The sequence below is a fragment of the Paenibacillus lentus genome, from assembly GCF_042714055.1.
GTDB classification, from domain to species: domain Bacteria; phylum Bacillota; class Bacilli; order Paenibacillales; family Paenibacillaceae; genus Fontibacillus; species Fontibacillus lentus_A.
Genome location: NZ_JBHGVC010000006.1, coordinates 24,583 through 37,357, shown reverse-complemented (window position 1 = coordinate 37,357; position 12,775 = coordinate 24,583). Strand labels below are relative to the sequence as shown.

11 protein-coding genes and 1 pseudogene are annotated in these 12,775 nt (G+C 45.6%); 9 read left to right on the top strand and 3 right to left on the bottom strand.

The window, feature by feature from the left end; genetic code table 11:
- The first annotated feature begins 75 nt into the window (after positions 1–75).
- The 7 genes and pseudogenes from hisC to ACE3MQ_RS15405 all read left to right on the top strand — a co-directional run bounded on the left by hisC (position 76) and on the right by ACE3MQ_RS15405 (position 7,392).
- On the top strand, positions 76–1,134 hold the full coding sequence (hisC, locus tag ACE3MQ_RS15435; RefSeq protein WP_379394181.1) for a histidinol-phosphate transaminase: 1,059 nt from the start codon (positions 76–78) through the stop codon (positions 1,132–1,134).
- A gap of 125 nt (positions 1,135–1,259) precedes the next feature.
- Positions 1,260–1,955, top strand: coding sequence for an RNA polymerase sporulation sigma factor SigK (gene sigK / locus ACE3MQ_RS15430; protein WP_110931899.1), 696 nt, complete (start codon positions 1,260–1,262; stop codon positions 1,953–1,955).
- Between the two features lie 262 nt (positions 1,956–2,217).
- A complete protein-coding gene (locus tag ACE3MQ_RS15425; RefSeq protein WP_379394179.1) occupies positions 2,218–3,153 on the top strand; it encodes a LytTR family transcriptional regulator DNA-binding domain-containing protein in 936 nt (311 codons plus the stop codon).
- 178 nt (positions 3,154–3,331) lie between these two features.
- Positions 3,332–4,176 (top strand): annotated as a pseudogene (locus ACE3MQ_RS15420) (ABC transporter ATP-binding protein).
- Positions 4,173–4,907 (top strand): ABC transporter permease, encoded by a 735-nt coding sequence (locus ACE3MQ_RS15415; protein ID WP_379394177.1) that lies wholly within the window; start codon positions 4,173–4,175, stop codon positions 4,905–4,907. Before ACE3MQ_RS15420 ends, ACE3MQ_RS15415 begins: the two are co-directional and overlap by 4 nt.
- Before the next feature lie 20 nt (positions 4,908–4,927).
- The gene (locus tag ACE3MQ_RS15410; RefSeq protein WP_379394175.1) at positions 4,928–7,210 is read left to right on the top strand and encodes a preprotein translocase subunit SecA; all 2,283 of its coding nucleotides are present in this window, start codon (positions 4,928–4,930) and stop codon (positions 7,208–7,210) included.
- Positions 7,207–7,392: a hypothetical protein gene (locus tag ACE3MQ_RS15405; protein ID WP_379394173.1), complete on the top strand. Its 186-nt coding sequence runs from the start codon at positions 7,207–7,209 to the stop codon at positions 7,390–7,392. Before ACE3MQ_RS15410 ends, ACE3MQ_RS15405 begins: the two co-directional genes overlap by 4 nt.
- Positions 7,393–7,524: 132 nt before the next feature.
- Here ACE3MQ_RS15405 and ACE3MQ_RS15400 read toward each other — a convergent pair whose 3' ends face one another.
- The 3 genes from ACE3MQ_RS15400 to ACE3MQ_RS15390 are packed head-to-tail and all read right to left on the bottom strand — an operon-like array spanning position 7,525 to position 9,449.
- Positions 7,525–8,202 (bottom strand): hypothetical protein, encoded by a 678-nt coding sequence (locus tag ACE3MQ_RS15400; protein WP_379394171.1) that lies wholly within the window; start codon positions 8,200–8,202, stop codon positions 7,525–7,527.
- A 1-nt stretch (position 8,203) separates the two neighbouring features.
- Positions 8,204–9,073, bottom strand: coding sequence for an ATP-binding cassette domain-containing protein (locus ACE3MQ_RS15395; RefSeq protein WP_379394169.1), 870 nt, complete (start codon positions 9,071–9,073; stop codon positions 8,204–8,206).
- Between the two features lie 7 nt (positions 9,074–9,080).
- Positions 9,081–9,449 (bottom strand): GntR family transcriptional regulator, encoded by a 369-nt coding sequence (locus ACE3MQ_RS15390; RefSeq protein ID WP_240479991.1) that lies wholly within the window; start codon positions 9,447–9,449, stop codon positions 9,081–9,083.
- Between the two features lie 257 nt (positions 9,450–9,706).
- On the opposite strand from ACE3MQ_RS15390, the gene ACE3MQ_RS15385 reads away from it, so the two are divergent.
- Together ACE3MQ_RS15385 and ACE3MQ_RS15380 are read left to right on the top strand one after the other, a co-directional pair.
- Positions 9,707–10,411 carry an ABC transporter ATP-binding protein gene (locus ACE3MQ_RS15385; protein WP_379394167.1) on the top strand — a complete coding sequence of 235 codons (705 nt, stop codon included), beginning with the start codon at positions 9,707–9,709 and terminating at the stop codon, positions 10,409–10,411.
- Positions 10,411–12,735, top strand: a complete 2,325-nt coding sequence (locus ACE3MQ_RS15380) for an ABC transporter permease (protein ID WP_379394165.1) — start codon at positions 10,411–10,413, stop codon at positions 12,733–12,735. The genes ACE3MQ_RS15385 and ACE3MQ_RS15380 overlap by 1 nt, the downstream gene beginning before the upstream one ends.
- The last annotated feature ends 40 nt before the right edge of the window (positions 12,736–12,775 follow it).

Genomic DNA, 12,775 nt, shown 5'->3' with positions numbered 1-12,775 from the left:
TTGTTATCATAATCTCTCTTAAAACTGATGTACATAGTTGTTGAATTTATTTTGTCGAAGATAAGGAGTGGGAAAATGTCGATGATTTTGGATCATATTGAACGAATGAAGCCGTATGTTTCAGCCAAACAGCCTTCAGAAAACAGCGGGGCGATTAAACTGAACTTAAATGAAAATCCATATCCGCCTTCAAATGAAGTAAGGAAAGTACTCCGTAGGATTGGAGAAGAAAATCTACGTTTTTATCCCGATACACTTTGCGAAGAGCTTAGAAATGAACTGGCGAAAAGATACCAAGTTAAACCGGAGCAGATATTGTGTGGAAATGGTTCAAGCGAAATTATTACACTTATTTTTCAAGCCTGTATCGGTGCCGATTTCAAGATTGCGATTCCTTATCCCTCGTTTGCTTTTTATCATGCGGCGGCTGCGGTAAGACAAGCGCAAGTGGTTGATGTTCCAACAAGAGAAGACTTCTCGATCGACATTGATTCAATGATGAATAGCGGCGCTGACGTGGCGGTGCTCGTTAACCCCAATGCGCCTACAGGACGTTGTCTGCCATATTCAGAGGTAGAGAGGCTGGTGCGAGGATTTTCAGGATTGGTCATCATTGATGAAGCGTACATTGATTTTGCAGATGGGGCGGCTTCAGCGATCTCGCTAATTTCAAGCTGTAAAAATGTCATTGTCGTGAGGACATTTTCAAAATCTTATTCGCTATGTGGGGCAAGAGTCGGCTATTGCTTAGCGGATGAAGAGATGATCGGTGCCTTGCTCAAGGTAAAGACGGTTTATAATGTGAACTGGCTCAGTCAAAAAATTGCCTTAGCTGCATTATGCGATCAAAATGATTTAGCAGAAAAGACCTCTGCTATTAGAAGAACACGGGATGATTTTACGGTAAAGCTTGAAGCCATGGGTTTTTCAGTTATTCCGTCACAGACTAACTTTGTCCTATGCACTCCCCCCGAACAGATGCATGCAAAGGAACTATACGAGCGGCTGCTTGTAAAACATATCTACGTGCGGTACTTTGATCAACCCCGGCTTAAGAATAAACTCCGCATATCCATCGGCACAAGAGCAGAAATAGAACAGCTGTGCACGGAGTTAGAGGAGCTGCTTAATTGAACCGAGATACTTTCCCCGTACATGCACATCTAGGCCAGTGCCCACATACAATGTAGAACTGAACTTCATTGTGAGCTGGAGCGGGGTGTTCCCCTTCGGCCAATCGACGTGGGGGTGCTTTGTACATGGAATTATTTTCTGCGATTGCCTTGTTCGTGAAACAGCTGACCTTGCTTGTGTCTTATGTGAAAAACAATGCGTTTCCCCAGCCATTGACGGAGGAGGAGGAGGCGAAGCATCTTCAGCGCATGGCTGAGGGAGATGCCGTGTCACGCAATATGCTGATTGAGCATAACCTGCGGCTGGTGGCTCATATCGTCAAGAAATTCGATAACACGGGCGAAGACCTGGAGGATTTGATCTCGATCGGGACGATCGGCTTGATCAAGGCAATCGAGAGCTTTCGTCCAAACAAAGGGACGAAGCTGGCGACGTTTGCGGCCCGCTGCATCGAGAACGAGATACTGATGCATCTCCGGTCGCTGAAGAAGACGCGTAAAGACGTGTCGCTGCACGATCCGATCGGAACGGATAAAGAGGGCAATGAAATCACGCTTATAGATATTTTGGGAACGGAAGCCGACGATGTGGTCGACCGGGTTCAACTGAAAATGGAGAAGAGCAAAATCTATCAAAACCTAGATATTCTTGAGGCCAGGGAGCAGGAGGTCATTAAGGGCCGCTTCGGTCTTGAGCACGGGGGCGAGGAGCGGACGCAGCGTGAGATCGCCAAGGAGCTAGGCATTAGCCGAAGCTATGTCTCGCGGATTGAGAAAAGAGCACTCATGAAGCTTTATCATGAGTTTTATAAGAAGAAGTAAGGGAAGGAGAGAGGCGGTCTTTTAGAGAATCCCTTAAACTAGTCCAAAATTTGAATGAAATATTTTGACACTTTAAACTTAAAGCAGCGGGTCTGATTTTGAGGCCTGCTGCTTTAAGTTTTGGTTTAAACGGTTGAATAAAGTTTGACTTTGGTCGCGACCACTTTCATAGTGTACCAAGGTTCAATAAAAACTGACAAAAAAGTAACCCGACCTTATAATTGTTATATATATCCTATGTAGCACTGACCTGGAGGACGGCATGCAATTTCAACCAATCTATTATAATGGGAAATTATTTCTACCGAAGATCGAATTAAATATGACATCGAACCAATCGATTGGCATTATTACGGACTTGAAGCGAAAGCAGCTTTTAATGAATCAATTAGAGGATCATTCCCGATATTATTTATTTCGAGCTGGGCAAAGCGAGTATATGCGTTTAACGGTGGAAGAGCTGATCACTTTTCTAATCCATGTAACGGAGAGGGATGAGCGTGTCGCTCCCTTAATGGATTATTTTGCTTTAAAAGAAGAACGGAAGGTAAAAATCAAGGATCTAAGCTCATCGAAAAGGATGTATGTGACATTGCTGCGCGTCTTTTTTGCGCATCAGCCTACACTTGTACTGGAGGAACCTTATTTTTACTTGGAAGAAGAAGATCGCCGTCACTTTAAGCGGATGTTGGATGACCTTTCGAAAGAAAAGCACATTTTAATTTTAACTTCGAATTTAGAGGATGCCCTTATTTCCTGTGATGCGATTTATCGATTGAATGAATTGGGTTTTCATCCATTGGATATTCGGGACACGGAAGAGGATAAGCAGGAAGGGCAGGAACAAGATCGGGCCAATATCACCTTGCAGAAGATTTATACGAAAAGAAATGACAAGGTGATTTTATTTGATCCGCCTGAAGTCGATTACATAGAAAGTATGGATGGTTCGATCCTTGTTCATGTGGGTGGAGAAAATTATGTCTGTGCTTTGACGCTAACCGAGCTGGAGCAGAGGTTGAACAATTTCGGATTTTTTAGGTGCCATCGATCCTACATCGTTAATCTGCAAAAAGTAAGAGAGATTATTACATGGACGAAGAATAGCTACAGCTTGCGATTAAATACGGGTAAAGATGACGTGGTTCCGTTGTCTCGTTCAAAATTGCATGAATTAAAAGCACTTCTTAACATTTGAAATATTTGCGAAGCAAACATAACTTCGTAAGCATATGCCATTTCCGGGGAAATATCGAACCAATCAAGCATTCCATGGTACCATTCAGTCGATCACAGCTACATTTCGGCGGGTTTTGATGGCTGGAAGCATGCAATCTTTATATGCTAAAGGCATCAACTCCAAGGAAGTGGTGTTCATGGATGTGATCCAAGTAGAGCATATTCGAAAGCGATTTGGAAATAAGGATGCGTTATTGGACGTGTCCTTTTCCATTCCGAAAGGGGAAATATTTGGTTTCCTGGGTTCGAGTGGTTCGGGAAAAACGACATTAATTAAAATTTTAACGGCGCAGTTAAATCCGACAAGCGGACAGGCAAGTGTATTTAGCCAGCCGGCGGAGATGATGCATCAGCCTGCACAGAAGATGCGCTTTGGCATTTTGACGGATAACAGCGGTCTATATGAAAGATTATCGGTTGAGGAAAATTTGGAGCTGTTCGTAAGTTATATGATCTTCCCAGATCTTCGATCGATAAGGTGCTGCAGTTTGTTAACTTAAGCGGAGAGCGCAAAAAGAAAGTCCATCGCTTATCGAAAGGGATGCGTCAGCGTGTCATGTTGGCATGCGCGGTGATCCATGAGCCGGAATTATTATTTTTGGATGAACCTACTTCGGCTTTAGATCCAGTCAACTCAGCACATATTTATAAAGGCTTACGCTATTTAAATGAGAAAGGGACAACGATTTTTTTAACTACGCATGATATGGCTGAGGCAGAATTGATATGTCACCGTGTAGCGATTTTGTATCAGGGACAAATCCAAACCATCGGCTCCCCTAAGGAACTTAAAAAACAGCATCGGGAAAACGTAGTTTGTGTTGACTTAATCAATGGGGAAGCCTACGAGCTCCCGATCGACGAGGGGACGGCCGATCAAATCGCCGATTGGATGAAACGAGGATTCATTGATCCTTTGGAAACGAAAGAGCCAAGTCTAGGTGATATCTTTATTAAAATGACAGGAAGTGAGTTACTATGAGTATCTCATTAAAACGTGCGCGAGCGATATTTGTGAAGGATTACAAAGAATTTTCCCGCAATTATGCGATCTCCATTAGTTTGATTTTCCCAATTATGTTAGCACTTCTTTTTCGAGGTGCAGGCCCGATTTTGGGTATAGGCCCATCTGCGAATGGAGCTTTCGCTTTCGGTCTTGTTCTTAATACTTCATTTGTGTTACTAACGTGTTTAGTACAAGTAAGCTTGTTTGCGGAAGAAAAGGAGCGTAACACTTTACGGTCATTAATGATGACTCCGGCCACGACCATGGATGTTTTAGTCGGTAAAAGTACTTTAGTCTTTGTAGCGTCTGCTGTTGTTCTGGCTATTGCGACGTATATAATGGGCTACGAGCCAGCTAGTATATGGGCGTTTGCGGCAGCAATCATTCTTTCGATTATTCTATACATAGCAGCCGGGACGATATGCGGTTTATTCTCCAAGACGTTGCTTGAAGCATCATTATCTATACTTCCTGTGGCGTTCGTATTCACTGCAGCACCATGGGGAGCGTTTCTAGTAAAGGATTATCCGGTCTTCAAAGTGCTGGAGTATGCGCCAAGCAGTCAACTTGTGCATTTGCTAGGTATACCCAATATAGGCTTTACGACGGGAGATGTATTAAAACCTCTCCTCGTTATTTTGGTTTGGACGGTTGTATTAACGATTGTGTCTGTTGTTTTGTATCAACGTCGGTTAAAGGATGAGTAGGAAGGAGGGATTCAATTCCGATGAATTTAGCTGTCAGGTTGATGCAAGAATTCAAAGACCGCGATAACCGACAGAGGTTGAAAGGCTATCGGAACAAAGCGGAGGTCATCAGGAAACGGAATTTGGAGGCTTGGGACGAAAAGCGGCTGCAAGCGGAATCTCTCCGGCTGAAAAAGGAAGCAAAATCGGGCACGCCTTTGGACGAGCTGCTTGCCGATGCCTATGCGCTAGTTTGTGAGGCAGCGAAGAGAACGCTCGGATTACAGCCCTACGATGTCCAGATCATGGCTGCCATCGCTCTGCACGAGGGATTTTTGATCGAGCAGCATACCGGCGAAGGAAAAACGCTCTCTGCGGTTATGCCTGCTTATCTAAATGCGCTGACCGGGGAAGGCGTTCATGTGCTGACTTTTAACGATTATTTGGCAAATCGAGATGCGGAGTGGATGGGCCCGATCTATCGCTTCCTCGGGTTAACGGTAAACGCGGTTCAAGCGGGCATGAGCTTGTCCGAGAAGCGGGAAGCGTACGCGGCGGATATAACCTATGTGACGGCCAAAGAGGCGGGATTCGATTATTTGCGCGATACGATCGCACTAGACGAAGCCGATACCGTGCATCGCCCTTTTCACTACGTCATCGTTGACGAAGCGGATTCACTGCTTCTCGACGAAGCGCGGGTGCCGCTAGTCATTGCTGGCAAGCCGGCTTCTTCAAGCAACGACGGCATTCGTTTCGCAGCATTGGCTAGGCAGTTCGATCAAGATGAGCATTGCGACTTCGATGAGTTCAAGCGGAACGTTTATTTAAATGAAGCGGGCTCAGCGAAAGCGGAATCGCTGCTGGGATGCGGCAATTTGTACGAAAGCCATAATAGTCATTTGCTAATGTCGTTAAATTGTGCGCTGCATGCGGAATTGTTATTGAAAAAAGACGTCGATTACATCGTCCGGGACGGTAAAGTCGAGCTGATCGACGAATATACCGGCCGCGTGGCGGAGAACAGGTATTTGCCGGATGGGCTGCAAGCTGCGCTTTCGGCCAAAGAAGGGCTGCAGCTCTTAGCCGGCGGGAAAATACTTGGTACGATCACTCTCCAACACTTTCTTAGCCTATATCCGAAGATTTGCGGAATGACGGCGACCGCGCACGCTTCCGCAATGGAATTCGAAGCAATTTATGCGCTGCAGGTCGTGCAAATTCCGCCGAATCGGCCAAACATACGGATCGACCATCCGTTCCGGATTTATACCCATAAAGAAGCCAAGCTTAAGGCGATTGTACAAGAAATCTTGTCCGTCCGTACTACGGGACGTCCGATTCTCATCGGTACTTCAAGCGTCGAGGAGTCTGACGTACTGGCGGAGGCGCTAGCGGTTGCCCACGTGCCTTGCGATGTTCTGAATGCGAAAAACGACGCAAAAGAAGCCGAGATCATCGCCAAAGCGGGAGAAATCGGCGCCGTGACGGTGTCTACGAATATGGCGGGACGCGGCGTCGACATTCGGCTCGGCGGCGGCAACCCTACGCAAGCAGAAGTTGTCGCCAAGCTGGGCGGGTTGTACGTGATTGGTACGCATATGCACCAAAGCGTGCGGATCGACAACCAACTGCGCGGGCGATCCGGCCGCCAAGGCGACCCGGGAGCTTCCGCATTTTTCATATGCTTGGAAGACGAGTTGATGCTTAGGTTCGGAATTAATAAAGCAATACGCAAACTTAGGCAGGATGAAGCCCTCGGAGAGTCGGTGCTCCACAGAAAAATTGTGCATATTCAGCGCGTTATTATGGGCCAAAACTTTGATATCCATCAGGAATTGAACCGCTATTCGGATATGGTGGAGGAACAGAGGCGTATGCTATACGAGGAGCGGCTTGGAATTTTGAAAGGTGAGACGCCGATGAGTCCTTCGGAGCAGCGGGTACGGCTTTATTATATCGACAAGTTCTGGGCTGACCATCTGGCATATGTTTCTTACATTCGCGAAAGCATCCATTTGACGAGCCTTACTAACCGCAACCCGATTGACGAATTTCATATGCAAATCATCCAAGCCTACGAGCAAATTCCAGCTAAAATAAATAGAGAGTCTACAAATATGCTCGCAAAGCTCGGAGGTTCAAATGATCCGGCAAAGTGGGAGAAGTCCGGGCTGAAGAACCCTACTTCCACTTGGACTTATACCATCAACGATCAATACAAGGAGTACTTGCAGAATCCCAGTTCATGGGCCGCAGGGACGGTACTCGCTTATTGGATGCGCAAGATGTTGAGGCCGGTATTCGGGTGGCAAAAATTTTGATCGGGACAAGTATGATCGAACGCTCGATTCATCCTGCGCTGAAAATATTGAAGCGAAGCGTTGACTCCGTGTTGACTTCGGACAATAAAAAATACATCGCAAAGGCGCACAGGCCCCATGGCGATGTATTCAAAGTTGAAGTTCACGAGAGTTGGCAGGAAGTGACTCCAAAAACGATATGAATTCCATTAATAAATTGCTATTTACTTGAACGGTTCGAGGAACGCCAATGTATAGAGCATAATTTCACGGCAACAGAAAACCAGCTAGACGGGTCTCTCTAAATCTATTTTAGAGGGACCCTTCGAGTATATTTAGTGTGTTCTCTCCCTGGTAAAAAACCAACCGCCGGCTACGAATAAGAAGAAAAGCACAAGATTAAATCCGACGCCTGCGAGCAGCGAGCCGTTGAATAACAATGCTTCGAAAAAAGAAACAACATGAACGCGTAACGAAGGAATCGCCGTTCCAGTCGGGATCGCCACGATGAACAGCGCCCACACCAGCCAACCGGCAAAGTGGTAGTAACCGGAGACCAGCATACTAAGGAGCGCCATAACCATCAAATAAAAAATGGTTTGGTAGATAAAAGAACCTGCCAGGCCAAATTCATTCCAACGGAACGCTTCGATAAGATTAACGGTGTTCTTATGGAGCACATTCACTTCAATCATTGGCCATAAACAATTGAATAAAGCGATGGCTGCTGCCCAGACGGCATAAACGAATTGAAGGCCCAAAAAATATTGTTTTCGGCTTGCGCCTAAATGTACGATGCGTTGGTAATAACTAAGCGGAAGCACGATTGCGATAAGGAGCAAAATGAGAAGCAGCAGGTTGCCATCCGCAAGTACTTTGCTTTGGCTGATGTCTATAAAGAGACCAACAATGAATTCCGCCAACCTGCCAAGGAGGATGAAAATAATGACCATCCAAATGTAAATCCTCAATTGCAAATAGGTCGCCTTTAAATGAACGGCCAATGCACTCAATTTAGTGACCCCCTTCGATCAAATACGAGAAAAACTTTTGAAGCGTCAAATGTTCAATCGTAATGTCTAGTTGGCGTGCCAGCAGCCTGTCCCCATCGTTCAACATTTCGAAAATGGCGGCAAGCTTCCCGTGGCCGTAAGATTCCGTATGTAAAACTCGCTTTCCTTCCGTAAACGAAGCCACGGCATCCGAATTTCCGCGAATCAAATAAGCTGCCATGCGTAACCGATTAATCTCGTCATGAAGCAGGAGAGAGCCCTGATCAATGATATAAACCCGCTCTGCGACTGGGGCGATTTCGTCAATCAAATGTGTAGAAAGCAAAATCGTACGGGGGTAATTGGCGTAATCCTCTAACAGCTCCTTATAAAACTTTTCTCGCATCAAGACATCAAGTCCAAGCACCGGTTCGTCGAATAATGTCAACGCCGCCCGGCTGGCCAGACCGATGATAATTCCTACTAGCGATTCCGTGCCTCTTGAGAGCTGTTTGATTTTTTTGTTTGGATCGAGCTGAAACGTCTGAAGCAGCTTATGAGCAAACGGCCAGTCCCAATGGGGATGAAAATTCGCAGCAAGCTGCAAAGCCTCGATCACTCGTGCTCCTCCGAAGTGCTTGTTATTCTCCCGAACGAAACAGAAATCCTCAGGAAGTTCTCCCTTTTTAAGCTTGTTCCCTCTGATCTCAATGGAGCCGTCGTTCGCCAAGATTCCGCCTGCTATGATGTTTAGCAAGGTCGTTTTGCCTGCACCGTTTCGCCCGAGCAAGCCGTAAATAACGTTTTCCTCCAGCTGCATATCCAGATCCCGTAATGCATAGGTTCGACCGTATTTTTTGTTTAAGTTATCGCAGCTCAATACGATGCTCACAATAGATTCATTCCTTCCGTAATTGTTTGATCATGTTAATGATATCTTCGGTCGTCAGCTCGAGTTTATCGGCTTCGCAAAGCAGATTGGACAGCAGCTCCTTGTAGAATCGATCTCTTCGCTGATTCTGAATCTTTTGTTTGGCATCCGTTGAGACATACATGCCAAGCCCTCTTTTTTTATACAAAATACCTTCATTTACGAGCAGGCCGATCCCCTTCACTACGGTAGCCGGATTGATTTGAAATAGCTGAGAAAACTGAGCCACGGAAAGAATCTGTTCATCCTCTCGGTAGGTTCCGTTCAGGATATCGTCCTCAATGATATGAGCTACTTGTTGAAAAATCGGCTGCTTATCGTCGAAAGTGACGTTCATTGCCTCACCACTTAATATCGTAGTTTGTTACCTATCTAGCAGCAAACCATAACTTATGCGTAAACAGATGTCAATAGCAAATCGCCTGAAGAGAGAAAGGGGGGCTTTTTGCACAAGGTCCAATTATTGACAATATAATTGTTGTATTATAGTATGCTACATGAGTAGTATACTGGCATACGTGAAAATACACAAGGCTCATGGCTAAGGGGAGAGCTTTAGAAGTGTAAAAAATATATAACGGGGAGATAAGATTTATGAAAACATTAATCGAATTCAAAAACGTAACGAAAGAATACAAAATAGGCGAAGTGCCAATCAAGGCGCTGAACGGGGTAGACTTTTCTATTAACGAGGGCGAGTTCGTCGTTATTCTGGGGGCAAGCGGCGCCGGCAAAAGCACAATTCTGAATATACTTGGCGGCATGGATACGGCTTCCTCGGGTAAAGTGACTGTCGGCAGTCAGGATATAACTAGCTTCAACGAAAAGAAGCTCACGGGATATCGCGCCGAGAAGGTAGGCTTTGTCTTTCAATTCTATAACTTAATCCCCAATTTGAACGCTTTAGAAAACGTTGAATTTGCCACTGAAGTATGTAAAAACCATTTGGATGCCAAAGAGATATTAAATAAAGTCGGGTTAAAGAACCGGATAAAGAACTTCCCGTCCCAGCTCTCCGGAGGAGAACAGCAGCGAGTTGCCATAGCTCGCGCCGTTGCCAAAAACCCTTCGCTATTGCTCTGTGATGAACCAACCGGCGCGTTGGATTATGTGACCGGCAAGTCCGTATTGAAGCTTCTTCAGGATTTGAACAGTGAAACGAAAAAGTGCGTTGTGCTGGTCACGCATAACTCCGCGATTGCCCCGATGGCGGATAAAATCATTCGGGTGAAAAGCGGAAGAATCGAAAGCGTAACGGTCAATGAGCACAAACAAAGCGTTGAAGGGATTGAGTGGTGATGAAATTATTCAAGAAATTGTTAAGGGATATCAAGCAATCGATCGGCCAGTTTCTTGCCTTTGTGCTTGTTATTGCCGTAGGTGCTTTTTTCTACACGGGGCTAGTTACGTTAAGCGATAATCTTAGCGCTTATTCGAAGGACTACTTTCAAGCGCATAATTTAAGCGACTTGAACGTCTACTACGACCGAATTTCCAAGCAGGACACGGAGGAGTTAGGCAAAATCGAAGGGATAAACAAAATTGAAGGACGGTACACCTTTGATGCGACGCAATCTTTTGACAATGCGAAAGCGACCTTAAAGATCCATTCGATCCCTGCCAACAATATCATTAATACGCCTGCGATCATCGAGGGGAGCATTCCGTCTCGCAAGGATCAAATCTTGCTGGATTCCCATTACGCTAGGGAACATCAGTACAAAGTCGGGGATCAAATACAGTTAAGCGTCAACGATCAGAATGTGGCGTTCACCATTAGCGCCTTGGGCGAGAATGTGGAATATGCGAAAAAGAACGAAACCCAGAACCATAAAACGTCTGGATTCGCATATGTGGCTGAAGCGGGAGTTCCTCGAATCGCCGGTAGCCTTTACTATAATGAAGTTTTGATCGATGCGGAAGAAGGGTACGATGTAAACCAGTTAAGCCAAAACATTGAAGCACAATCCAAGAATCTTTCCTATGTAAGCCAAATCAGCAAAGAGCGGACATTCAGTTATTCGCAGCTAGAGCAAACGATCTATAACAATAAATTGATGAGCAAGGTTATTCCGTTGGTTCTCTTTATGATCGAAGCGATCATTCTCTTCCTTACCATGTCTCGGATCATCGATTCGCAAAGGAACCAAGTAGGCATTATGAAAGCGTTAGGAGTGAAGAACAGCAGCATCATGCTCCATTACATGGGATTCCCGGTGCTTGTCGGCATCATAGGCTCCATTCTTGGCTGCGTCGTTTCGGCGATCCTATTCGTTCCCATGATTGAGGCGTCGAATGCCAGATCCTACTCGCTACCAGGCATCACCTTCTCCCTATCCTCCTTCTCGGTCATTCCGCCGATCCTGTTCTCAAGCGCATTCGGCATGCTGGCTTGTTACCTGAGCGGCATAGGCATTCTGCGAGAACGGGCAGCGCAGGCGATGAGGCCTAAACCGCCGAAGAAGATGAAGAAGCTGCTCATCGAACGGTTTCCGGGAATCTGGAGACGCATTTCCTATAGCTATAAGCTTATTTTGAGAAACATTTTTCTTAATAAGCACAAGGCGATAGCGAGCTCCGTTGGCGTTGTGGTGAGCACGGTGTTATTGATCACGGCTTTTGGGACTCAAACGTCCTTGCAAAGGGTGGCTGACCAGATCGAAGAGGTAAATACCTATGATCTGAAGGTCGAATATGCGAGGGAAGCAGAGCTTCAGAAGGTACAGCTGCCCGCTGGGATTGAGAGCAGCTACTATCTATCGGCCTTTCCCGTGGAATTCGTCAAAGGCGATGATCATGAGAACGCCACGTTGATCGTTACGGAGCAGGACAACGCTCTCATTCAATTTTTCGACGAGAACGACAATCCAATTACGCTTATGGACAGCGGCGTGCTGGTACCCAAATCGTATGCGGATCACTATAAGGTTGCCGTAGGGGATACGATCCGAATCCAATTCACCGATCCGTCGTTTGCGAATAAAGCGGTCGAAATGAAGGTTGCGCAAATATCCAATCAGTATTCGAATCCGTCGTTCTATTGCACGGCAGCGTATCTCAATAGCTTTGGCATCGACTACAACCCAACCTCGCTTCTAGTGAAAGCCAGCAGCGCCGCAGACCTTACTTACGTCCGTCAGTTCTTCGAACAAGACAATCAGGTAGATACAATCGCGGACAAGGATGATTTGAAGGAATCCGCACAATATATTCTGAAGCAAAACAGTTTTATCTTCATCATGTTTATCATTAGTGCCGTCATTCTTTCGTTTGGTGCCATCTACACGATATCCTCCATAAATATTTATGAAAGGAATCGCGAGCTGGCCACTCTTAAGGTATTGGGTTATCAAAAAAGCAAAATAAACCGGCTTATCTTCTTTGAGAACATGATACTCACCACCTTTGCAGTCATTATCGCACTGCCGATCAGCGGCTACATGTATTCCATTATTATAGAGGCGCTGTCGAGCACCCATCAGCAAATCCCAGATCAAATAAATATGTTTGTTATGCTAATCTCAGTCATTCTTGCATTCTTGCTCACCACTCTATCTAACTTGCTGCTTCGGAGAAAGGTATCCCGAATCAATATGATTGAATCGTTAAAAAGCGTGGAATAAATCAATAGTTAAGGTATAAAACTGATTTATGGAGAGCCGG

Excerpts from the sequence above, each read along its gene's own strand:
- hisC (WP_379394181.1), top strand. The coding sequence starts at position 76 with ATGTCGATGATTTTGGATCATATTGAACGAATGAAGCCGTATGTTTCA.
- sigK (WP_110931899.1), top strand. The coding sequence starts at position 1,260 with ATGGAATTATTTTCTGCGATTGCCTTGTTCGTGAAACAGCTGACCTTG.
- ACE3MQ_RS15425 (WP_379394179.1), top strand. The coding sequence starts at position 2,218 with ATGCAATTTCAACCAATCTATTATAATGGGAAATTATTTCTACCGAAG.
- ACE3MQ_RS15415 (WP_379394177.1), top strand. The coding sequence starts at position 4,173 with ATGAGTATCTCATTAAAACGTGCGCGAGCGATATTTGTGAAGGATTAC.
- ACE3MQ_RS15410 (WP_379394175.1), top strand. The coding sequence starts at position 4,928 with ATGAATTTAGCTGTCAGGTTGATGCAAGAATTCAAAGACCGCGATAAC.
- ACE3MQ_RS15390 (WP_240479991.1), bottom strand. The coding sequence starts at position 9,449 with ATGAACGTCACTTTCGACGATAAGCAGCCGATTTTTCAACAAGTAGCT.
- ACE3MQ_RS15385 (WP_379394167.1), top strand. The coding sequence starts at position 9,707 with ATGAAAACATTAATCGAATTCAAAAACGTAACGAAAGAATACAAAATA.
- ACE3MQ_RS15380 (WP_379394165.1), top strand. The coding sequence starts at position 10,411 with ATGAAATTATTCAAGAAATTGTTAAGGGATATCAAGCAATCGATCGGC.